Here is a 21,946-nt window from a genome sequence, read left to right on the forward strand (position 1 = left end):
CCCGCAGCGGTTGGCGCGTCAACACCGGCACGTTGGTGAGAAACCGATTCCGCGCCGTTCCGAGGACGGACACCCCCCGACACGGCCCCGACCCCCACCCAACGCAAGGCGCTACGCGCACCCCCACCCCACCCGCACAGGCCGCCGCAGGCATCCCCCGCCCCACCCTCAGCGAGCCCCCGCCCCCGCCCCCGCGAAGTGCTCCCCCACCAGCGACCGCACCACGCCCACATCCCCCGCCATCAACGCGTCCAACAACGCCATGTGTTCGGCCGCGTCCGCCACCAGCTCAGCCGCCCGCCCCCGCGAGCTAGGTCCGCCGACCAGGGGCCACTGGGCGCGGCGGTGGAGGTCCTCGGCGATCTGGACCAGCTGCTCGTTGCCGGACAGTCCGAGCATCGCGCGGTGGAAGGCGCGGTCGGACTCCGCGTAGGTCGCCCGGCAGCCGGAGGCCGCGGCGCGGACGGTCGCCTCGGCGAGCGGTCGCAGCTCGGCCCAGCGTTCGACCGGCACGGTGCGGGCGAGGCGCAGCATCACCGGCACCTCGATGAGGGACCGGACCTCGGCCAGCTCCCCCAGCTCACGCCTGCCGCGCTCGACCACCCGGAACCCCCGGTTGGGAACGACCTCGACGGCGCCCTCCAGCGCGAGCTGCTGCATCGCCTCCCGAACGGGCGTCGCGGAGACGCCGAAGCGGTCACCGAGCGCCGGCGCGGAGTAGACCTCGCCGGGCCTGAGCTCGCCCGCGACCAGCGAGGTGCGCAGGGCGTCGAGGATCTGCCCGCGCACGGAGGACCGCTGGACGGCGGGGCGCGGCCGCGGGATGGGCGTCTCGCTGTGGGTGTGTTCACCGCGGACGGCGCCGGGGGCGGTGCCCCGCTCCCGGTCCACGTCCGCGGCCCTGGGCTGCGGCGGCACCCTGACCGCACTCACCGGAGGCTTCCCGGCCCCGGCCCCAGCCCCAGCCCCCGCCCCGGCCCCCGCCCCCATTTCGGCGGAGCCCTGCGCACCCTGCATCACGGGGTCCTCCTCCGGACGTGTCGGTACTTCGGGTCATTACGGCGGGTTGTTACTCGTCCGTCAAGCAGATTAGGGCATAACCCGACAGTTCAAATGCCGGAGGTCCGGGTAAGGTAAGCCTTACCTACAAGCGATCGCGAATCGGTGGTCCCATATGCCCGCCCCGTCACCCGCCCCCCGCTCGGCCGTCGCAGACGCCTACGCACGCGTCACCGACGTCCTCCCGGGGCTGACGGTCACGGAACTGACCCCCGACGACCAGGCCCCGAAGGGAGGCGGCTGGGTCAACGCCACCGAGCTCGCAGAGGGCGGCCCCGGCCTCGAAGGATTCCTGGCCTGGGACGACGCACAGGTACGGCGGGACCACGGCCGCCCCGGCCGCCCGGACGTGATCGCCAGCTTCGGCCTGCACCGGTACGCCTGGCCCGCCTGCCTCCTGATCACCGCGCCGTGGTTCCTGGCCCGCCGGGTCCCGCGCTTCCCCGTGAGGCATGTCTCGTACGACCGCACCCAGGGCCCCATGTCCTTCGCCGTACGCCCCGGCCCCTTCGCCTGCCTGCCGGACGACCCAGCCGCGACGCTGCCCGGCGCCCGTGTCGTCCCCGACGAGGAGGCGCTGCGGGCCGAGGTGCGGGCGGCCGTCGCCGAGCACATGGAACCGGTGCTGGCCGGGTTCGGACCGCGCATGCGCCGCCGCGGCCGCGCCCTGTGGGGCATGGTGACGGACGAGATCGTCGAGGGCCTCTGGTACGTCGCCGAACTGCTCGGCGAGAGCGAGCAGCGTCGGGCCGAGCGCGAGCTGGAGCTCCTGCTGCCGGGATCGACCAAGCCGTACGTCGGCTCGGCGGCCTTCCGCCTGCTGACCGGACCGAACGGCGAGCCGCTGCCCACCCGGGACCGGGCGAGCTGCTGCATGTTCTACACACTGGAGCCCGAGGACACCTGCGTCACCTGCCCGCGCACCTGCGACACGGAGCGGATTGCCAAGCTGACGGCGGCCGCGGCCAGTTGAGGCACCCTCAGCTCAGGACGGAATCACCCGTCCCGTAGGATCACTCGCGACTGAGACGCCCGCCCGGTTACAGGCAATTCACAACTTCCTCACACCTCGCAGGAACTTTCCGTGGAACCACCCGTACGGGTAGTCTTATTCGAACTCAACTCCCGCCCCTCACGCGGCAGTTCGAGCAGAACGCCGCCCTGGGCATCCCCTTGCACTTCCTTGGCGGCCTCTTGCCCCGAAAACGCCTGAGGGCCGTTGGGATTGGGCCACTATGGCGGGCGTTACGCCCTATCCCAATGCAAGGGACCCCAGATGAGACTGACCGACATATCGCTGAACTGGTTGCTTCCGGGCGCCGTACTGCTCCTGGGCATGCTGGCGGCGGTTGCGGTGCTCGCGCGTGGCAAGCGCACCTCGGGGAAGGACGCGAGCGCGGACGACTCGTGGGAGCGCAGCGAGGAGCGCCGCAGGCGCAAGGAGGCCATATACGGCACCGCCTCCTACGTGCTGCTGTTCTGCTGTGCGGCGGTGGCGGCCGCTCTCTCCTTCCACGGCCTGGTCGGCTTCGGCCAGCAGAACCTCAACCTGTCCGGCGGCTGGGAGTACCTGGTCCCGTTCGGCCTCGACGGTGCGGCGATGTTCTGCTCCGTGCTCGCGGTGCGCGAGGCCAGCCACGGTGACGCGGCGCTCGGCTCCCGGATACTCGTATGGACGTTCGCCGGCGCGGCGGCCTGGTTCAACTGGGTGCACGCGCCCAGGGGCATCGACCACGCGGGCGCCCCGCAGTTCTTCGCCGGCATGTCGATGTCGGCGGCCGTGCTGTTCGACCGCGCGCTGAAGCAGACCCGCCGGGCCGCCCTGCGCGAGCAGGGCCTGGTGCCGCGTCCGCTGCCGCAGATCCGCGCCGTCCGCTGGATGCGGGCCCCGCGCGAGACGTACAAGGCGTGGTCGCTGATGCTCCTGGAGGGCGTGCGCAGCCTGGACGAGGCGGTCGACGAGGTCCGCGAGGACAAGCGCGAGAAGGAAGCGGCCCGCATGCGGCGCCGCGACAAGGAGCGGGTCGAGCGCGCGCAGCTCAAGGCGATCAGCCGGGGCCACCGCGGATTCGTCGGCCGTGGCCGGCAGTTGGAGGCGCAGGCGACCCTGGAGCGCGGGCCGTCGGACCGGGCTTCCGCGGAGCCTGCCATATCGCCGGAGCAACTGCCCGTACGCCAGCGGCCCTCCCTCGAGCCCGTCCGCAGCGGTTCTGACCCCATCACCGTCGACCTCACCGCGGAGGACGACACAATGGCCCTGCCGCGTCTGGACTCCCTGGAGCGCAAGCTCAAGGACCTTGAGCAGCAGTTCGGCTAGAAGCAACGCGCAAACGGGGCGGGGTGCGGCTCACACGAGCCGCACCCCGCCCCGTTTCGATTGACCCCGAAGCTCAGGTTCGGTCGATCCCGAAGCTCAGGTTCGCACCGTGGTTCACGCGACGCCCGCGTCCAGCTCGAACCACACCGCCTTCCCCACCCCGTGCACCCGCACGCCCCACGCGTCCGCGAGGGACTGCACGAGGACCAGGCCCCGGCCGTGCGTACCGTCGTCGGCGTTCGGTACGCGCAGTCTCGGTCTGCGGGACACGAAGTCCCGCACCTCCACCCTCAGGCCACGCGGTCCGACGGTGGCCGTCAACAGCGCGTCGTGGTCGGTGTGGATGATCGCGTTGGTGACGAGTTCGCTGGTCAGCAGTTCCGCAACCTCTGCCCGTCCGGGCCTGCCCCAGTGCCGTAACAGCTCGCGCAGTGCTTTGCGCGACTCGGGCACCGCCCCCAGGTCCGCCCGCCGCAGCCTGCGTTTGAGCTGCGGCGCCCGCGCCTCTTCCATGGCGCTGTCGGCCTTGTCCTCCACTGTGTCCGCCGAGAAGGCCCCTGTCGCGATGGGACCGCCTCCTCGTGCCTGCCTCTTCATGACCCCCGCCCGCGTGCCGATGTCGGTTCCCCTCCTGCTCGAACACGTTCACGAGGATCCATGCCCCGTGGGGCACCTGACAGTCATGTCGAATCGTCAACGACCAGGTGTTCGGCCATATTCGGGGCCCTGCGCCACCACGGGTGCGGTGCTCCCGGCCGCGTGGATGACTCCTGGACCGAGCCCTCCGAGCCGCCGAGGAGCCGTCGTGCACGACGACCGAACACTGGTGGAAGCCCGCCTGGAACGCGCCCTGCGCCAGTTCGTGCGGCCCGCCCGGTACGCGGCGCGCGTGCCGCTGGTCCTGTCCGTGTGGCACGTGCCGGGCGAACCGGTGCCGGTGGACCAGGCCGTGCAGGCCGCCCACGAGCCGTTCACGACCGGCATGGTGTGGGGAAAGCCCTGGTCGACGAGCTGGTTCCGGTTGGAGGGCCGGGTGCCCAAGGAGTGGGCGGGCCGGCGCGTCGAGGCCGTGATCGACCCCGGGTTCACGGGCGAGGGACCCGGCTTCCAGGCGGAAGGGCTGCCGTACGACACGGCGGGCGTGCCCCCCTGAAAGGGATTCACCCGCGCAACCGCCACCTCCCGGTCGCGTCCCCGGCGAGCGGAGGCGAAGGGTGCGTCTGCTCCTGGAGGCGGCCGCCAATCCGGCCGTCCTGCACGGCTTCGAGCCTACGCGGCTGGGCGACGTCCTGACCGCCGGCGATGGGCCCATCTACCGATTCCGCCCTGCCGACCTCGCCGTACTCGACGAACAAGTGTGGCAGTTGGTCCTCGACGCCGAGGTGCTGTCGGAGCTGATGCACGAGCTGCCCATGGACCGGCCCCGCCGGCACGAGGTCCTGCGCGCGCTGGAGGACATGCTGGACGCCCTCGACCTGCACGACGTCTCCGGTACGGCGGGTGCCGCCCGGGCCGCCCTGACGGACGTGCTGTCCCGCCCCGCGTCGGCGAGCGCCCACCGTATCTCGGCGGCCGGGCACCCCCACATCGACTCGGCGCGGCTGTGGCCGCTGCGCGAGACGGTCCGCAAGGCCGCGCGCACCTTCGCCAACGTCACCGCGCTCGCCGCCGACTACCCCGAGCTGGTGTTCGCCTGCTCGCAGGCCCAGCAGTACGCCTGGGTGAAGGAGCCCCAGCCGCACATCTGGGGATCGTGCACGGCAAGCGGTTCTTCGCCGAGGAACTCGGCGTGGACACGGAGGAGATCTGGCTGCCGGACTCCTTCGGTTACACGGCAGCGTTCCCCCAGCTCGCGAAACTGGCCGGAATCCGCTGGTTCCTCACCCCGCACCCCGGCGGCCTGGGCACGACCGTACGGCTGACGCTGCTGCGCGCCCCGCACAGCCCCGATCCCGAGACCGACCTCGGCACCCACCGGTTCACGTACGCGCTGCTGCCGGGCGCGGGCGCCGGGGACGCGGTCGCGGTCGCGGTCGCGGAGAGGCTGGCCCTGAACCTGCCCCTGCGTGCGGGCGCGGGCCGAGCTGACGCCCGGTTTCGCCGTGTCCCGGGCCGAGGTGACCGACCTTCTGGAACGGCCGCTGCACGAATCCCCCCTGGTTTTCGAGCTGCGGCCGTTCCAGATCCTCACGCTGCGGCCACGGCCGGCGTGAGGCGCTGTGCTGTCCCGGCGACGCCGGGGGCCGCCCGCCCGACCCCCGTGCGGGAGGGCGGCCCCGGTCTGCGGCGGTCGTGCGGTCAGTAGAGCTTGTTCACCGCCGTGGTGGTCGTCTTCTTGAATGCCTTCACCGGCGCGTCACCGAAGCCGCCCAACTGCGCCCACTCCACGACGGTGACGGCCCGGCCGTCCCGCCCGACGGAGAGGAGCCGGATGTCCGAGGCACCCCACGACGTGACGGTGTGCAAGCCGTGCACGCCGGCGCCCTCCTCGACGGGCAGGGTGCCGTAGGCCTTGTACGCGGCCTCCGTCTCCGGGGCGGCCTTCTCGACGCGCGTCGCGCAGGAGCGGATCTCCTTGTTCAGACGCGTGGCGAGCGCCTTGGCCTTCGCGGCGGAGCCGACGACCACCGTGAGCTGCCGGGCGTTGGTGTCGAGGTCCGTGTGGAAGGCGCGGTACCGGGAGTCGTAGGCGAGGAGCGCCTCCTCCAGACAGAGCCGCAGCTCGTCCGGGACGCCGTCGGTGACCTTGCCGGCGGTCCAGGAGGACGTGGGGTGCGGGGGGAGTTCCGCGGCCGCGAGGAATCCGGGCGCGGCGGCTGTCTTCACCGCAACCGCCTTGGTCGTGGCGGTCTTCGTCGCCGCGGCCGGTGCCGGTTGGGCATCGGCCTGTACGGCGAGTGCTGCGCCGAGCGTGACGCCCGTGATAGCCAGTACGGTGAGCGCGCCTGCTCGGATGCGCTTGGGCATGGGTGTCCCCCGTGAACGAGTGCGTGGATGTGGAATGCGCCGCCAGGACGCCGGATGGTCGGTCCGGCGGTCGTCGGTGCGACACCAAGAGCATCAGCGGTCACAGCAGACGGGCGCAACAGGGGACGGCCGATTCGCCATGGTGGAACCGTCCCAGCCCTTCTGACGTGCAGGTATATGGAGTGCCTGGGATACGGATCCGGGACGGACGGGGGAACGGTGTCGGTACCACGGGACGAGGTCGGCGAGTTCGCGGCGCTGCTGACGCGGCTGAAGGAACGGACGGACCGGAGTTACGGTTCGCTCGCCCGCCGCCTGAACATGAACACCTCTACGCTGCACCGCTACTGCGCCGGCGAGGCGGTCCCCCAGGACTTCGCCCCCGTGGAACGGTTCGCGGCCCTGTGCGGGGCGACGGCGGAGGAGCGGCTGGAGCTGCACCGGCTGTGGCTGCCGGCGGTGGCGGCACGGCAACGGCCGCGGGCGGCGGAGGCGGCGGCAGCGGAGGCGGCGGCAGCGGAGACCGAGCCGGCGGAGGCCGCCGCGGACACCGAGGTCGGCTCCGCGGACGGCGAGCCCGGGTCTACTGACAACGGGCCCGAGCCTCCGGCGAGTGAAGCTCCCGCTCCCACCCTCCGCCACCCCTGGTACCGCCGTCGACGCACCTTGGTGTCCGCGGCCGTCGCGGCGGTGCTGGTCGTCACGCTGGGCAGCATCTCGGCACTGCCGTCCGGTTCGCCGGAGGCGGACGACTCCGCGCAGTCCTCGCGCGGCCCGTCCGGTACGACCGCGCCGGGTACCCCGGGCCGCCCCCACTCCACGGCCACCTCACCGAGCCCCTCCGCCACCACCTCCGGCTCCCCCTCGGCCAAGGGCACCGAAGGCACCGAGTCGCAGCCCTCCAAAGACCCCACGCAGAGCCGCAGCCCCTCGGGAAGCCACAAGCAGGACGGCTCAGGCGCTCCCTCCGTCCCCCTCACCTGGACCGCCGACTCCCAGGTCTGGGCGCTGGGCTGCGGCCACGACTACGTCATCGCGAAGCCGCCCGCCGAGGTTCCCCCGCCGCCCGCCCCGCAGGACGCCGGCACCTGGGCCGGCACCCAGAACGCGGTGCACGGGCGTGACACGAACGTACGGATCTCGGTGCAGGGCCGGACCTCCACGGCCGTGGTCCTGGAGGCCCTGCGGGTACGGGTCGTCGGCCGCACCGACCCCGCCCCCGGCGCCGCCTACTCCATGGACCAGGGCTGCGGCGGAGCCGTCACCCCCCGCTACTTCGACGTCGACCTGGACATCGACCGCCCCATCGCCCGCCCCGTCGCGGGCAACGACACGGGCACCCCGATCCCCGCCATGCGCCTGCCGTACCGCGTGTCCGCCGAGGACCCCGAGGTCCTGCTGGTCACCGCGAAGACCGAGGGCTGTGACTGCCGCTGGTACCTGGAGCTGGACTGGTCCTCCCAGGGCCGTACCGGCACGGTCCGCATCGACGACGACGGCCGCCCGTTCCGGACCAGCAGCATCAAGGGGCTGCCGCGCTACTGGTACGACGTCTCGCGCCAGTGGGTGGAGAGGACCGACTGAGGCAGAGGGTCAGGCCTCCCACACGGCGGCCGCCGTACGGTCGTCCGCGTACCCCTTGACCCTGACCTGGGCGTCGGCGAGGAACTCGGCGAGGCCGGGCGGGGTGGGGCCGGACCATCGGCCGGTGAGATATCCGCACAGCTCGGGTTCGCCGCGCAGCGGCTCGGCGAGGCCGCCGGTGCACATCAGGAGCGTGTCACCCGGACGGGCAATGGAGGCGCGGAAGCGGAAGGGTTCGCGGGGCGGCTCGGGGGCGGGTTCGTACGGGCTCGGGGGTGTCGGGATGCCGAGGTCCATGGTGAGGCGGTCGCCCTCGGGGGTCTCGGCGGGCAGTGAGCCGAAGCCGACGACCGGCTCGCCGGGGACGTCGAAGACCCGCGGTTCGATGTCCTGCCACTCGCCGTCGCGCAGCCGGAACAGTCCGCCCGCGCCGACGCCGAAGAAGACGCGCGTACGGCACTCGGGGTCGGCGGGCAGGAGCAGACAGCGCAGGGCGGCGGCGTACTCCTCCGGTTCGATGCCCTGCTCGGCGGCGCTGGCGCGGAGTTTCCCGAGGCTGCGGTCGGTGAGGCGGTGCAGACCCGACTTCAGGTCGCCGCGCCGACCCGCCCTTATGTCCTCGGCGAGCCGGGCGTGACTGCGCCCCACCGCCCGACCGATCCAGTGACACGCCTCGGCTGCCGCACGGTGCGCACCCGGCGTGGCGCGCGCACCGGTCGCCATCGCGACGAGGACGAGCGCGTGCTCCCCGGTCCCGAAACGGGCGGTGAGCAGCGCATCCCGCCGCGGCTCACCCCGGAACCGCGCGGAGTCCCCCCGCACGGAGGCCGCCCGCAACGTGGAGGCCCCGTACCGGGCCCCGTCCAGCACGGTGTCCGCCACCAGATCGTCGAGGTCGTCGGGATCCGCCGGCGGCAACGCGGTGGGCTCGGCCTCGTAGGTGGGCGGCCCGGAGCCCACATAGCCGACGGGGTCGAGCGGGAGCGCGGGAAGGTCGACCCGGGTGGGAGTACGAGAGCTGGGCGGATCGGCCTGCGAATCTGCGTCGGAGCCGGTGCTCCGGGCGTCCACCGCGGCGGCGGACGAGGCGAGGGGGGCACCCTGAGGCGGAGCGGATGTGCCGGTTGGGGGCGGCCCCCAGGGGACCTCCTGCGGCGCGAGGCCCGCCGAGCTCGGGGCGTCGGCCGCGTCAGCGGGGCCCGCGGTCGGCCCGGGCCGACCGTCAGATCCAACGGCATCCGGCTCCCATGCAGGCCGCCGCGGCACGCGGTCTGCCGAGCCCGGGGCGTCCTCCGCCTCCGCAGGACCCGCGACCGACGCAGGCCGACCATCAGGACCGACCGGGCCGCCCTCCCCCTCGGCGGGCTGGGCGGCTGCCCCGTCTCCGGCGGATGCGTCAGGCCATCCGCCCTGCTCGGGCCCGACGTCGACGCCGGGCGCGCCGGAGGGGGCGGCGGGGCGTGGCGGCTCCCAAGGGGCGGCGGCACGCTGCGGAACTGGGCCGGCGGTGCCCCGTAGTCCTCCCTGCTCCGGCTCGTCGTCGACGCCCCGCACAGCGGCCTCGGTGTGCCCCCGTGCGGGGGGAGGTGTGGGCGGAGGGGGACCGAAGGGCGGAGGCGGCGGAGGGGGTGCGGACGAGGGCCGGGGTGGTGGGTCCGGGGGCGTCCGTGAGCTAGGGAAGGTCGTCGTGGGGGTCTCCGTGGAGGCGCGGCCAGGGGATCCTGACCCTGGCGCCGCGCGTCCCCACGGTGGCGGCTGCTCGGCGAATCCTGGCGGCTTCGGTCCGGGCGGGAAGGTCGCGGGCCCTGTGGGCAGATCGGGCGGCGGCTCCCACGGAGCGCGCTGCCCCGCGAACTCCGAGTGCCGCGGCACGTCCACCGGCCCGGCGCCACCGGATCGCGGCGCGGGAACCTCGCCGTCCGAGGCGTCACCGACACCGGACGCCGGCGCAGAATCCCCACCTTCCGAGGAGTCACCGACACCCGACCGCAGCGCAGAAACCGCACCCTCCGGAGCGTCACCGACACCCGACCGCAGCGCGGGAAGCCCATCCTCAGGGACATCACCGGCACCCGACTGCGGCGCCGGAACCGCGTCCTCCGCGACGCCCGCCGTACCGGGACGTGGCGCCGGGATCCCGCCCTCGGTGCCGCCCCGAGCGGCGGCGCGTCCCTCCACCGTCCCCGCCGCCGAGGCGAAGCGGTCGTCCAGTGAGTCGGGCGTGGCCGTGGGGCCCGTGTCCTCGGTGGTGTCGTCGTACAGCTGCCCCCACCAGTCGTCCTCGTGACCGCTGGGCTTTCCCCCCTGCTGGCTCATGCCCCTAATTGTCCACCGCGGGAGCGGTATGAAAACGGGGCATCCGGAAAATCCGGCGCCGTACCACCCCTCGAACGGCGTGTCGAGCGAGTCGTCGAACGGTCATACGCAACACGTCGCCGGGCTGACCGCCGCGAGCGTCGCCGAACAGCTCGACCTCGGCCTCAGAACCGTCCGGCACCGGGCGCGGGAACAGGCCTGGTCAGCGGCCCGTGAGCGGCCCTGGTCGGCCTCGCTGACCTGCGTCTTCGCCCGTCCTCCGGCACTCTGGACAGATGGGCGTGGTGGACCTCCTGCTGGTCGGCCTGGTCATTCTGCTGGGTGTGGGCGGAGTGCTGGTGCCCGGTGTGCCGGGATCCTGGCTGGTGTGGGCCGCGGTCATGTGGTGGGCGCTGAAGGATCCGCAGCCGCTCTCCTGGGCCGTCCTGGTGTGCGCCACCGTCGCCCTGTTCCTCTCCCAGGTGGTGCGCTGGGCACTGCCGCCCCGACGGCTGCGGGCGAGCGGCGCGACCGCGCGCATGGGTGTGTACGCCGGCGTGGGGGCGTTCGCCGGCTTCTTCTTGATCCCCGTCCTCGGCGCGATCCTCGGCTTCATAGGCGGCATCTACCTGTACGAACGGCTCCGGCTCGGCCGCCACGGCGAGGCGATGGCGGCCCTGCGGACGGCGATGCGCTCGGGCGGCTCCAGCGTGCTGACGGAGTTGTTCACCTGCCTGCTGATCATGGGGGCGTGGCTGGGGGCGGTGCTGTGGGGCTGAGTCCGGCGTCCGCCGTGAACACCTCACGGCGGCGCCGCGGCCGTCGTAGGTCCCTGGAACCAGGACGAGGATCCGATGCGCCGGGCGGGCCCGGAGTGCTTGGCTGACTGCCATGACCGAATTCAGCGAGGCCGAGCGCGCGTACCTCACGTCCCAGCGCCTGGGACGACTGGCCACCGTCGACCCGCACGGCCAGCCCCAGGCCAACCCGGTCGGCTTCCATCCGCGACCCGACGGGACCATCCTGGTCGGCGGCTACGCGATGGGCCGCACCAAGAAGTGGCGCAACCTGCTGAAGAACCCGAAGGTCGCCCTGGTCGTCGACGACATCCTCAGCTTGAAGCCGTGGAAGGTGCGCGGCATCGACATCCGCGGCGAGGCCGAACTTCTCACCGGCCCGCACGACTTGGGCCCGCACTTCAGCGAGGAGGTCATCCGCATCCATCCGCGGCGGATCCACAGCTGGGGACTGGAGGACGACGCCTAGCCCCAGCCCTGTCCCACCGAGGGACGCCCTTCGAGAGCGAGCAGCCTCGTCTTGCGCTCCAGCCCGCCCGCGTACCCCGTGAGTGACCCGTCCGCCCCGATCACCCGGTGGCAGGGCCGCAGGATCAGCAGCGGGTTGGCGCCGATCGCGCCGCCGACGGCCCGTACGGCGGCCCTGGAGGCGCCGATGCGGGCGGCGATCTCGCCGTACGTCGTGGTCGCGCCGTAGGGGACGGTGTCGAGGGCGGCCCAGACCTGCTCGCGGAAGGTGGTGCCCTCGCCGCGCAACTCCAGGCTGAACTCCTTGAGTTCACCGGCGAAGTAGGCGGTGAGCTGCTCCCCGGCCTCGCGGAAGAGATCCGGGTCGTGGCGCCACCCCTCCTGGACGGTACGGCCGTTCTTCTGGCCGGGGACGGAGAGCGAGGTCAGCACGCCGCTCGGGTCGGCGGTGAGGAGGAGTTGCCCGACCGGGCTGTCCAGCGTGGCGTAATGCGTGTCGGCGGTCATCGTGTCGGCGGTCATCAGTACTCCAACTCCCCTGCTGCACGCAGGTGTTGCAAGGCGTATGAGCGCCAGGGGCGCCAGGTGTCGGGGATGTCCGAGCCGGGTGGGGCGACGTCCGGGTCGCCCAGGGCCCGGGTGCGGACGGCGGCGACGGTACGGGCGTCCAGGCCGGGCAGGGCGAGCAGGGCCGCCTCGGCGTCGTCACGGTCGGCGCCCGGGTCCAGGCGCACGGCGCCATCGGCCAGAGCGGTGGTGAGGGCGCCCAGGGTGCCGTCGGGTTCGGCACCGGCGAGGACGGCCGGTTCGGGGAACAGGTGGGTGAGGCTGCCGCAGGGGGCGTCCAGCGTCTTGCCGTACCGCTGGACCAGCCGCTCCGCCTCGGCCCGCCCCACCAGGACCCGCACCGCGAGCTCCTCCGGGTCGGCGGCGCCCGGCGACCGCAGCCCCGGCCGGGCGGCGACCAGCGGGGCGAGCCGTACGTCGGAGCCGAGCCGTTCGTCGACGGCGTACGGGTCGGCGTCGAGGTCGAGGAGCCGTCGCAGCCGCTGTACGGCGGTGGTCAGGTCGCGGGGGCCGGTGAGATGGAGGCGGGCGTCCAGCCAGCCGCCCGGATGGGCACCCGACGCGGACCTCGCGGCGCCCGGCCGCTCGTCGACGGCGACGATCCCGGTGCCGTGCGGCAGGCGCAGGGTACGGCGGTACGTGCGCCGCCCGCGCGGCCCGCCGACCTCCTCCACACCCGCCACCGCCTCGGCCGCCAGCAGGTCGAAGACGGCCGTGGACTGGTACGGCCCCCGGTGCGCGAGCCGCAGCGGGATCCCGGCGTCCGGGGTGGCCGTACGGCGGGCTGCCCGGCCGCCGTACGGAGCGGCGGCCCGCAGCTCGCTGGGCGTCGAGGCGTACACCTCCCGCATGGTCTCGTTGAACTGCCGCACGCTGGCGAAGCCGGACGCGAACGCGATCTGGGTGATCGGCAGGTCGGTGGTCTGGAGCAGGACGCGTGCGGTGTGCGCCCGCTGGGCCCGGGCGAGGGCGACGGGCCCGGCGCCGAGCTCGGCGGTGAGCTGCCGCTGGACCTGCCGGGCGCTGTACCCGAGCCGGGCGGCGAGCCCGGCGACACCCTCCCGGTCGACGACACCGTCGCCGATCAGCCGCATCGCCCGGCCCACCACGTCCGCCCGTACGTTCCACTCGGCGGAGCCGGGCACGGCGTCCGGCCGGCACCGCCGGCAGGCCCGGAACCCGGAGCCCTGCGCGGCGGCGGCCGTCGCGAAGAAGCGGACGTTGTGCCGCTTCGGCGTCACGGCCGGGCAGCTGGGCCGGCAGTAGATGCCGGTCGTCTCGACGGCGAAGAAGAACTCGCCGTCGAACCGCCCGTCCCGGCTGCGGACCGCCTCGTACCTGGTGTCCTCGTCCATCACGTCATCCAGTGTGGGCCAGGACCAGGACCGCGGCTGGCGGAAATCGGACGCCGAGCTGCCCCTTAGCGCCCCTTAGGGCGCCCGGCGCCCGTCTCCTTACGCCCAGCGCCCCCTCTTCGCCTCCATCGCCGCCTTCCCCTGCGCTCCCTTCCGCTTCCAGTCCCGTTTGATCTCCGCGCGCAGTCGCGCGTCGGTCTTGGCGACGATCCGCTGGTTCTCCCGGATGAGCTTGCGGTAGCTGTCCAGCCGCCGCTCGGGCAGCACGCCGTCCTCGATGGCCGCCAGCACCGCGCACCCCGGTTCGCTCTCGTGTGCGCAGTCGTGGAACCGGCAGCGCGCCGCCAGCTCCTCGATCTCGGAGAAGACCTGTCCGACCCCGCTCTCGGCGTCCCACAGGCCGACGCCCCGGAGCCCCGGCGTGTCGATGAGGGCACCGCCGCCGGGCAGGGCGAGCAGGTTGCGGGTGGTCGTGGTGTGACGTCCCTTGCCGTCCGCGTCCCGGGTGGCCTGTACGTCCATGACGTCCTCGCCGAGCAGCGCGTTCGCGAGCGTGGACTTGCCTGCACCGGACTGGCCGAGCAGCACGGACGTACCGCCACTCACGACGGCGACCAGAACGTCCAGCCCGGCCCCGTCCACGGCGCTGACCGGCAGCACCGGCACACCCGGCGCGGTCGTCTCGACGTCCTCGACGAGATGCCCGAGCGTCGCCGCGTCCGGCACGAGGTCCGCCTTGGTCAGCACGACCACGGGCTGCGCCCCGGACTCCCACGCCAGCGCGAGGAACCGTTCGATGCGCCCGAGATCGAGTTCGACGGCCAGCGACACGGCGACGATCGCATGGTCGACGTTGGCCGCGAGGATCTGCCCTTCGGACCGCTGGGAGGAGGTGGAGCGCACGAAGGCCGTACGGCGTGGCAGATACGCGCGTACGTAGCGCGGGTTGCCCGCGGGTTCGACGGCGACCCAGTCGCCCGTGCACACGACCCGCATCGGGTCGTTCGGGGTGACGAACGCGGTGTCCGCGCGGACGATCCCGTCGGCGGTGACCACGTCGCACTGCCCGCGGTCGACCCGGATCACCCGCCCGGGCAGCAGCCCTTCGGGCTCGTGGGGGGCGAACTCGTCCGCCCATGTGTCGTCCCAGCCGTAGGGAGCGAGCGCGGAGAAGGCAGAAGAAGTCGATGAAGCGGATGAAGCTGCGCTGGAAGTCAAGGGAAACCCTTCACAAGGGCGGCCCCGGCACGCGCGTCACGGACGCGCGGAGTTGAGGAGTCGTGTCAGCCGGCGGCCACGGAGGTGGACTTGATGAACTTCTGGATGAGGGCAGCGCCCATCTCGAAGACAGCCATCGGTCACACCTCCCGTTCCTGAACGACTGACGGCGGCGGCCGACGGCCACCGCGCGAAGCTCCGCCAGAATAGGGACACGCGAGCACGCGCGCCAACCCTTTTTCTGGCCCCCGCCACACTCCGGCCCGCACACGGCGGTGGCCCCGACCGAGGAGCAGTCGGGGCCACCGCCGTGTACGGACGGACCGTGCCTAGCCGATGATCCGGCCCAGTTCGATCCGGTCGATGTTCGGGGCCCAGGCGCTCGCGTTCCCGAAGGTCACGCTGCTGGAGCCCTTCTTGAGGTCGACGGGGACGCCCAGCGTCCAGTAGTCGTCGATGCTCCAGGTGTTCTTGAACGTGACCTTCCGGGGTGCCGCGTTCCCCACGGTGATGTCGGCCGTGCGGGACATGATGTCCGTGTTGTAGGCGTGGCCGTTGTCGCGCCGGTCGTTGTGCGCGTAGTGGACGACCAGCAGGTAGCGGCCGGACCTGGGCGCGTCCACCGTGAACTCGGCCTTGCTGGCTGCGCTGTTGCCCAGCATGCCTATGAAGGAACCGGCGGAGGCGTGGGCGGAGTCGACGAGCTTCGCCCCGCCCGCGAGGGTGGCCGAGGCGCCCTCGTAGGAGAGCGTGCCGGAGGTCGAGCCCTCGCCCGAGACGTCGAGGGAGCGTACGGAGGCGTGGGCGGCCGTCATCGCGACCCGGTTGTTGCCCGCGACCAGGTACAGCCGCAGCGGCCGGCCCGGCGCCGCCGACACCGTCTCGCCGTGCAGGGTGAGCCGTACCGGCGCCGAGGTGCGCGGCACCACGGTGAAGTAGCCGTCGCGCGGGGCGTACACGTCGAAGACGGCCTGGTCGCCCTTGCGCAGGACGAGGGCGCCGGTGCCCACGCCGGCCGACGAGGAGTAGTCGTACGACGGGTTGCCGCTGATGTCGGCGAGGGTGGCCTCGTACGACGCGGAGGGCTTGGCGGTACGGGCGGTCAGGTCGACGCGGTCCAGGGTGACTTCTGCGTCGCCCTTGGCCAGCGTCAGCGTGTGGGTGCCGGCCGGCAGGTCGAGGCTGACGTCCTTCTTGGCGCGGTAGGTCCAGTTCTCGGTGGACGGGTAGGTGACGGTGACCGGGGCGCCGCCGTCGACCGACAGCTTCTGTGTGGAGGGGGCGCCGGACTGGTTGCCGTACAGGATCGCCAGGTCGTAGGTCCCGTCCTCGGGCACCGTCACGGTGAAGTCGACCTTGCTGGAGGCCTGGTTGAGCGAGCCGACGTCCTTCGTCCCGGAGGCCGCGTAGCCGTTGGCGTTGCTGACCGTGCCCTGGGTGTACACCTGGCCGCCGGTGATGGCGGCGTTCTCGGCCTCGTACGACGCCGACCAGGGGACGGAGGCCGCGGTCGGGGTGCCGGAGCCGCCGGGGGTGAGGACGATCCGGTACGCGGACATCTTGTGCAGGCCGCGCAGCGGGACGGTCACCGTGCCGTCGGCCGCCACCTTCACCTTCGTACGGGCGAGGACGCGCGGCGTGGCGTGCTGTCCTTCGTAGCCGGACCAGGCCGCCTCGGCGACGGTCGCGGTGACCGTGCGGCCGAAGAGGGACCGGGGGACGTTCTGGACGACGACGTCGGAGTCGCCTGCGGAGCCGCCGAGCAGGACCTGGGCCTGGCGGCGCGAGCGGTCGAGGGAGGCGAGTCCCTGGAGGGTGTCGATGGTGTTGGCCTGCGGCGGGGTCACCTTGACGGTGTCACCGGTCATCCCGGCGTACCAACGGAACAGCCACCAGCCGCCGTTGGGGATGTTGGACCGGACGACGTTGCCGTCCATGTTCCCGGCGGCGTCCCAGTAGGCCTGGTTGGCGTACACCTTGTTCCGCTCGAACATCGAGACCCACTGCACGAGCTGTCCGGGTACGGACAGGTCACGCCGGTTGGCGTACTCGTCGATGTTGATCTTGAGTGGTGCGATGCCCAACTCGCGTTCGATCGAGCGGTAGTTGTCGTAGTTGCCCTGGAAGTCGCGCAGTGAACCGGAGCTCAGTTCGTGCCAGGTCATCACCTGGGGCAGGACGTTCTCCCGCTTGGCGAAGGTGAGGAAGTCGGTCAGCAGGCGGGTGTGGTAGCCGGCCTCGTTGGGGCCGGCGATCCGCGCGTCGGGGTCGATCGCGCGGATCCGCTGGTAGACCGTCTTCCAGTCCTTGAAGAACCGGTCGCGGTTGGCCTCGTACTGCGCCTGGTTGGAAGTACCGAGGTTGTACCAGATCCGGTCGGGCTCGTTGAACGGGATGTAGACGAAGCGGTCGCTGTTCGGGTCGGCCGAGACCTCCTTGACGATCTTGTCGACCTTGGGGAGGTAGTCGTCGATGCCGAGGTCCTCGTAGGGCCACTTGGCGTAGATGTCCTGCATCATCACGTTGATCTCGCCGCCGCCGTTACGGAAGAACGACTTGGAGACGGTGAGCGCGTCGCCGTTGGGGTGCTGGGCGCCGCCCTCCGGCTTCTGCGAGATGCTGGTGATCTTCAGGGGCTCCAGGGCGGCGTCACTGGGCACGCCGTCGTCGCTGAGCCCGTACAGCGCGCCGTTGGCACCGAGCATCACCGGACCTTCGGAGGCGCCCAGGTCGACGGTGAGCCGCTGCGGGTCGGCGGCTGCTGCCGCGGACCCCGCTGCGGGCAGGGTGCCTGCCATGGCGGCGACTCCGAGTGCGGTCGTGACGAACACTGTTCCGAGACGGGATCTTGTGCGGGTGGGGGTGATCACGCGGTTGGACCTCCGGTCACTTGACGGCTCCACTGGTGATTCCGGACACGATCTTTCGCTGGCCGACGAGGAAGACGGCGACCATGGGCAGGCTCATCACCACGACGTACGCGAAGACGAGATGCCAGTTGTTGAGGTAGAGCTGGGCGCTGGCGACCTTGTAGAGGTTGAGCGGCAGGGTCGCCCTTTCTCCGCCGCCGAGGACGAAGAAGGCGTAGAAGATGTCGCTCCAGGCGTAGAGCATCACCATGATCGTCGCGGTGGCGATCACGGGCCTGAGCAGCGGCAGGATGATCCGCAGGAAGATCCGCGCCGGCCGCGCCCCGTCGATCCGCGCGGCCTCCTCCAGCTCGAAGGGGATGGCGCGGATGAAGCCGGTCATGAAGAAGATCGACGTGGACAGGTACATCCCGGTGTAGACGGCGATCATCCCGGGCCGGGTGTTGGAGAGCCCGAGCTGCCGCAGTTCCATCACGATGGTGATGACGGCGGGCGGCAGCAGCAGTCCGCTGATGCACAGCGCGTACGCGGCCGAGACGAGCTTGGACTTGCGGCGGGCGAAGACCCAGGCGGCGCCCGCGCCGAGGATCAGGACGAGGATCACCGAAGGCAGCACGACGAGCAGCGAGTTGACGAAGCCGCGCAGCATCTCGCCCTGGCCGATGGCGTCCGCGTAGTTGCTGCCGGCCTGCCAGTGCCCCGGCGGGTCGAGGTTCGGTTTGATGGCCTCCGCCTGCGGCTTGGCGGAGGTGACGGCGACCAGCCACAGGGGTACGCCAACGGCCAGGGCAGCGATGGCCACGATCAGAGTGGGGCGACCGATGCGCCACAGACGTGGGCCGACAGTTGGTAGGCTTATCGACGTGTTGCGCGAGAACCAAGCCAGCACATCAACCTCCCTTCTTTCGGGGACCGGGCTGGTTCCAACCCGGCTGGTGCTGATCGTGTGAGTCTCCGTCGCTCGTTGAGCGACCGAGCAGCGTGAGCCAGGAATCCTCCTCGTCCGCGAGGAGGAGGGTTCAAAGCAGTTGCTCCCTTCGACGCAAGCCGAAGACAAGCGGAATCGCCAAGGCCACCACGATGAGGAAGAGCACCAAACTCATCGTGGAGGCTTGGGCGTACAGCCCTTGTCCGAATACGCGGAACATGTAGATGTTGAAGACCTCCGTGGAGGCGGCGGGACCGCCGCCGGTGGTGGCCTGCACGATGTCGAAGGTGTTCATCGAGCCGATCAGCGCCGTGGTGACGTTGAAGGTGACGGCCGGTGCGAGCATCGGCCAGCGCACCGACCAGAAGGTCCGCCAGGGCCCGGCGCCGTCGCACTTCGCGGCCTCCAGCATCTCGCCGGGGATGCCCTTGAGGCCGGCCAGGTAGATCAGCATGGCCAGGCCCATCCACTTCCAGCCGTGGATGAGGGTGACCAGGACCAGCGTCCAGGTCGTCGAGCCCAGCCACGGAATGTCCGTGCCCAGGACGGAGTTGACGGCGCCGTCCTGGTCGAGGAGGGCCTGGAAGACGTATCCGGTGGCGAGCGCGGAGATGAGCACGGGCAGGAAGAACACGGTGCGGAAGAACCGGTTGAAGCGGGTGTCGGCCTCCAGCAGCAGGGCGAGTACGAGCCCGAAGCCGTTCTGGAACAGCGCGGCCAGCAGGGCGTACAGCAGGGTCGTACGGATCGCGCGCAGCAGGGAGCCGTCGTCGGCGATGGTCTTGAAGTTGTCGAGGCCGGTGAAGGCGATGTCCGCGTGGTACGAGGACCAGTTGGTGAACGGGTAGTAGAAGTTGAGCAGGTTGGGCACCAGGAAGAAGCCCGCGAAGACGACGATCGCGGGGAGCGCGAACCACCAGGGGTGGTGCACGGCGGCGCGCGGGAGCCGTCCCACCCGCCGGGGTTCGCCTGTCGTGGATGCCTGCTTGCGCGTACGTATGGCTGTGTCCGCCATCGAAAGCCCCGTGTCGTCTAGAAGCCGGTCGCGCCCTGGGCCTTGGCCACCTGCGCGAACTGGTCCTGGATCGCCTGGGCGACCTGCTGCGGGCTCTTCTTGCCGTAGAGCATGTCGGCGAGGTAGAGGTGCGTGTCGGGGGCGACGATCGCCTTGGCCTGGAAGACGCCGATGGCCTTGGGCAGGGCCGCGACCTGGTCCTTGGACGCCTGCGGGAGTCCGTCGGGGGTGGGCACGGACGGCTGCACGGACGGGATCTTCATCGCCTTGATGTAGTCGGCGTAGTTCGGGCCGAGCCAGAAGGCGAGGAACTGCCGGGCGGCGTTCTGCCGTTTCTCGTCGCCGGTCTTGAAGGCGACCACGCCGTTGGTCTGGTCGGGCGAGTACAGGCCGGTGGCCGAGGAGTTGGCGACCGGGAACCAGCCGATCTTCTGGTCGATCTCGGCGGTGGAGTACTTGGCCTGCAACTGGCTCTGGAAGGAGGTGACGTTGAGGACCATGCCGGCCTCGCCCTTCCAGAGGGAGTCGGCCTGCCCGGTGAAGGTGCCGGTCTTGTAGTTCTTCTGCGCGAGCCCGGCGTCGAGCAGCTTCTCCTTGTACTTCTTGATCGCGCCGACGACGACCGGGTCGGTCCACTTCTTCTTGTTCTGGTTCAGGTCGGCCCACCACTGCTTGTCGAGGTCGGTGAGCTGGACCTGCATCTGCCACTGCAGGGGCCACTGGTCGCCGCCGGCCTCGTAGAAGCCGGCCGCGTCGGTCTTGTCGGTGACGGTGCGGCCGAGGGCCAGCAGGTCGTCGTACGACTTGGGGAAGTCCTTCTCGGCCAGTCCCGCCTGCCGGAAGACGTCCTTGTTGTAGTAGACGCCGAGCATGGCGGGGCTGGTGACGATCGCCGCGTACCGCTTGCCGTCGATGACTCCGAGGGACCGCTCGGTGGTGCCGAGCTTGGAGACCCACTCCTCCCCGTCGAGGGTGAGCAGGTTCTGCTGGGGCTGGATGAAGGGCAGCGTGGAGATGGACGGCTGCCAGAACATCAGGTCCGGCCGGTCGCCGGAGGCGAGCTTGGTCGGCACGTTCTGCTCGTAGAGGTCCGGGATCGCCTGGGTCTCGACCTCGGCGCCGGTGGCCTTCTCGAAGGCGTCGACGACCTGCTTCGGTGCGTTGACCGTGTTCTGCGCGGTCCACATGGTCAGCTTCACGCCGTCCAGCCGGGCGGTCGGGTCGACGGCCGACTGCTTCGCGTCCGTACCGGAGTCGCCGGAATCACCGGCGGAGGGGTCACTGCACGCGGTGGCGGCCAGGCCGACGGTGCATATCAGGGCCAGGGCGGGGAGAGCTCTTGTCTTCATCACGTACCTCAAGTGCCTTTCACGAACGGGGGGTTCAGGACGGCGGTACCGAGATCTCAGTCGCGGGCGGACGGGGGACCCGAGCTCTCCCGCACCACCAGCTCGGGTACGGACACGGGGTGCGGGGCGATCTGCGCGGACTCCTCCAGGACTCCGTGCAGCAGGGCGAACGCGGACCGGCCGAGGCCGGTGAAGTCCATGCGTACGGTCGTCAGTGACGGGGTCAGGAACGCGGAGTGCGGGGCGTCGTCGAAACCGGCCACGCTGACTTCGCCGGGGACGGACCGGCCGGACTCGTACAGGGCGCGCAGCACCCCGAGGGCGAGGTCGTCGTTGCCGCACAGGATCGCGGTGACGTCCGGGTCCTTCGCCAGCTTCAGGCCCGCGCCGTGGCCGCCGGCCGGGCCCCAGTTGCCCTGCACCGGGCGGGGTTCGGGTGCTCCGGCCTCCTTCAGCGCCTGACGCCAGCCGGAGGTGCGGGCGCTGGTGCGGCGGGTGCTGGAGGGGATGGCGACGTAGTGCACGGTGTGGTGGCCGAGGGAGAGCAGGTGGCGGGTCGCCTCGTAGGCGGCCTCGCGGTCGTCGGTCCACACCCAGGGGCGGTCGCCCGAGGGCGGGCTCGTGGGGGTCTCGACGACGCCGACGACCGGCAGTTCGGCGGGGACGGCGGCCAGGGCCCGTACCCCGGCCGGATCGTAGGCGATCACGATCAGTCCGCCGCCCGCGTCCGCCGCCCGCTGTACTTCGGCGGCGACGGCGGGCTCGTCCGCCGATTCGAGGACGCCGATCCCCACCGCGTAGGACGCGGCGCGGGCGGCCTCCTCGATGCCCTGGAGGATGGAGGCGTAGCCGTAGTGGGTGGTGTTGGCGGTGAGCACGGTCACGGCCCTGCTGCGGCCGCTGGCCAGGGCGAGCGCGGTGGCGTTGCGCCGGAAACCCAGCTCGTCGATGGCCGCGAGCACCCGTTCCCGGGTGGCCGGTTTGACGCTGGGATGGCCGTTGATCACCCGGGACACCGTCTGGTACGAGACCCCGGCGGCCGTCGCCACGTCCCGGATGCTCGGCGGGCGGCTTGTGTGACCGGTCACATTCATGCCAGGATTGTGACCGGTCACAATGCGGTCGTCAAGAGACCGTAACGATGGATTCACGCGACT

General features: G+C 71.6%; 18 protein-coding genes and 1 pseudogene. 7 read left to right on the forward strand and 12 right to left on the reverse strand.

Features of this window, described 5'->3' with window-relative positions; genetic code table 11:
* Nucleotides 1–168: 168 nt before the first annotated feature.
* Complete coding sequence (locus tag AC5P09_RS27725; protein ID WP_493876480.1) at nucleotides 169–1,020, reverse strand: GntR family transcriptional regulator; 852 nt, start codon at nucleotides 1,018–1,020, stop codon at nucleotides 169–171.
* Nucleotides 1,021–1,174: 154 nt separating this feature from the next.
* Between AC5P09_RS27725 and AC5P09_RS27730 the strand changes: the two genes are divergently transcribed.
* Together AC5P09_RS27730 and AC5P09_RS27735 are read left to right on the forward strand one after the other, a co-directional pair.
* Nucleotides 1,175–2,032: a (2Fe-2S)-binding protein gene (locus AC5P09_RS27730; RefSeq protein WP_493876481.1), complete on the forward strand. Its 858-nt coding sequence runs from the start codon at nucleotides 1,175–1,177 to the stop codon at nucleotides 2,030–2,032.
* A 303-nt stretch (nucleotides 2,033–2,335) separates the two neighbouring features.
* Nucleotides 2,336–3,376 (forward strand): DUF2637 domain-containing protein, encoded by a 1,041-nt coding sequence (locus AC5P09_RS27735; protein WP_493876482.1) that lies wholly within the window; start codon nucleotides 2,336–2,338, stop codon nucleotides 3,374–3,376.
* A 114-nt stretch (nucleotides 3,377–3,490) separates the two neighbouring features.
* Here the strand turns inward: AC5P09_RS27735 and AC5P09_RS27740 are convergent, their stop codons facing one another.
* A complete protein-coding gene (locus AC5P09_RS27740; RefSeq protein ID WP_266449708.1) occupies nucleotides 3,491–3,973 on the reverse strand; it encodes an ATP-binding protein in 483 nt (160 codons plus the stop codon).
* Nucleotides 3,974–4,181: 208 nt separating this feature from the next.
* Between AC5P09_RS27740 and AC5P09_RS27745 the strand changes: the two are divergent.
* Together AC5P09_RS27745 and AC5P09_RS27750 are read left to right on the forward strand one after the other, a co-directional pair.
* Nucleotides 4,182–5,261: pseudogene (locus tag AC5P09_RS27745) on the forward strand (glycoside hydrolase family 38 N-terminal domain-containing protein); the annotation flags it as partial.
* 181 nt (nucleotides 5,262–5,442) lie between these two features.
* Nucleotides 5,443–5,589 (forward strand): glycosyl hydrolase-related protein, encoded by a 147-nt coding sequence (locus AC5P09_RS27750; protein WP_493876553.1) that lies wholly within the window; start codon nucleotides 5,443–5,445, stop codon nucleotides 5,587–5,589.
* 85 nt (nucleotides 5,590–5,674) lie between these two features.
* Here the strand turns inward: AC5P09_RS27750 and AC5P09_RS27755 are convergent, their stop codons facing one another.
* The gene (locus AC5P09_RS27755) at nucleotides 5,675–6,343 is read right to left on the reverse strand and encodes a hypothetical protein (protein WP_493876483.1); all 669 of its coding nucleotides are present in this window, start codon (nucleotides 6,341–6,343) and stop codon (nucleotides 5,675–5,677) included.
* A gap of 177 nt (nucleotides 6,344–6,520) precedes the next feature.
* Here AC5P09_RS27755 and AC5P09_RS27760 point away from each other — a divergent pair, with 177 nt between their 5' ends.
* Complete coding sequence (locus tag AC5P09_RS27760) at nucleotides 6,521–7,927, forward strand: helix-turn-helix domain-containing protein (RefSeq protein WP_493876484.1); 1,407 nt, start codon at nucleotides 6,521–6,523, stop codon at nucleotides 7,925–7,927.
* A 9-nt stretch (nucleotides 7,928–7,936) separates the two neighbouring features.
* Here AC5P09_RS27760 and AC5P09_RS27765 read toward each other — a convergent pair whose 3' ends face one another.
* Nucleotides 7,937–8,998, reverse strand: a complete 1,062-nt coding sequence (locus AC5P09_RS27765) for a protein phosphatase 2C domain-containing protein (RefSeq protein ID WP_493876485.1) — start codon at nucleotides 8,996–8,998, stop codon at nucleotides 7,937–7,939.
* Between the two features lie 1,520 nt (nucleotides 8,999–10,518).
* On the opposite strand from AC5P09_RS27765, the gene AC5P09_RS27770 reads away from it, so the two are divergent.
* Together AC5P09_RS27770 and AC5P09_RS27775 are read left to right on the forward strand one after the other, a co-directional pair.
* Nucleotides 10,519–11,001, forward strand: coding sequence for a DUF456 domain-containing protein (locus tag AC5P09_RS27770; protein ID WP_493876486.1), 483 nt, complete (start codon nucleotides 10,519–10,521; stop codon nucleotides 10,999–11,001).
* A 112-nt stretch (nucleotides 11,002–11,113) separates the two neighbouring features.
* The gene (locus tag AC5P09_RS27775) at nucleotides 11,114–11,488 is read left to right on the forward strand and encodes a PPOX class F420-dependent oxidoreductase (RefSeq protein ID WP_493876487.1); all 375 of its coding nucleotides are present in this window, start codon (nucleotides 11,114–11,116) and stop codon (nucleotides 11,486–11,488) included.
* Here the strand turns inward: AC5P09_RS27775 and AC5P09_RS27780 are convergent.
* From AC5P09_RS27780 to AC5P09_RS27815, 8 genes are all read right to left on the reverse strand, one after another.
* Nucleotides 11,485–12,009, reverse strand: a complete 525-nt coding sequence (locus AC5P09_RS27780) for a methylated-DNA--[protein]-cysteine S-methyltransferase (RefSeq protein WP_493876488.1) — start codon at nucleotides 12,007–12,009, stop codon at nucleotides 11,485–11,487. The two genes, AC5P09_RS27775 and AC5P09_RS27780, sit on opposite strands and share 4 nt — an antisense overlap.
* On the reverse strand, nucleotides 12,009–13,409 hold the full coding sequence (locus AC5P09_RS27785) for a DNA-3-methyladenine glycosylase 2 family protein (RefSeq protein WP_493876554.1): 1,401 nt from the start codon (nucleotides 13,407–13,409) through the stop codon (nucleotides 12,009–12,011). Before AC5P09_RS27785 ends, AC5P09_RS27780 begins: the two co-directional genes overlap by 1 nt.
* 99 nt (nucleotides 13,410–13,508) lie before the next feature.
* Nucleotides 13,509–14,627: a ribosome small subunit-dependent GTPase A gene (rsgA, locus tag AC5P09_RS27790; protein ID WP_493876489.1), complete on the reverse strand. Its 1,119-nt coding sequence runs from the start codon at nucleotides 14,625–14,627 to the stop codon at nucleotides 13,509–13,511.
* A 329-nt stretch (nucleotides 14,628–14,956) separates the two neighbouring features.
* Nucleotides 14,957–17,425: a CBM35 domain-containing protein gene (locus tag AC5P09_RS27795; RefSeq protein ID WP_493876490.1), complete on the reverse strand. Its 2,469-nt coding sequence runs from the start codon at nucleotides 17,423–17,425 to the stop codon at nucleotides 14,957–14,959.
* Between the two features lie 88 nt (nucleotides 17,426–17,513).
* Nucleotides 17,514–18,299, reverse strand: coding sequence for a carbohydrate ABC transporter permease (locus AC5P09_RS27800; RefSeq protein WP_493876491.1), 786 nt, complete (start codon nucleotides 18,297–18,299; stop codon nucleotides 17,514–17,516).
* A gap of 217 nt (nucleotides 18,300–18,516) precedes the next feature.
* Nucleotides 18,517–19,440 (reverse strand): carbohydrate ABC transporter permease, encoded by a 924-nt coding sequence (locus AC5P09_RS27805; RefSeq protein WP_493876492.1) that lies wholly within the window; start codon nucleotides 19,438–19,440, stop codon nucleotides 18,517–18,519.
* A 17-nt stretch (nucleotides 19,441–19,457) separates the two neighbouring features.
* Nucleotides 19,458–20,789, reverse strand: coding sequence for an ABC transporter substrate-binding protein (locus tag AC5P09_RS27810; protein ID WP_493876493.1), 1,332 nt, complete (start codon nucleotides 20,787–20,789; stop codon nucleotides 19,458–19,460).
* A 56-nt stretch (nucleotides 20,790–20,845) separates the two neighbouring features.
* Nucleotides 20,846–21,883 (reverse strand): LacI family DNA-binding transcriptional regulator, encoded by a 1,038-nt coding sequence (locus AC5P09_RS27815; RefSeq protein ID WP_493876494.1) that lies wholly within the window; start codon nucleotides 21,881–21,883, stop codon nucleotides 20,846–20,848.
* Nucleotides 21,884–21,946 lie beyond the last annotated feature (63 nt).

It is taken from the genome of Streptomyces sp. a15 (assembly GCF_059026085.1).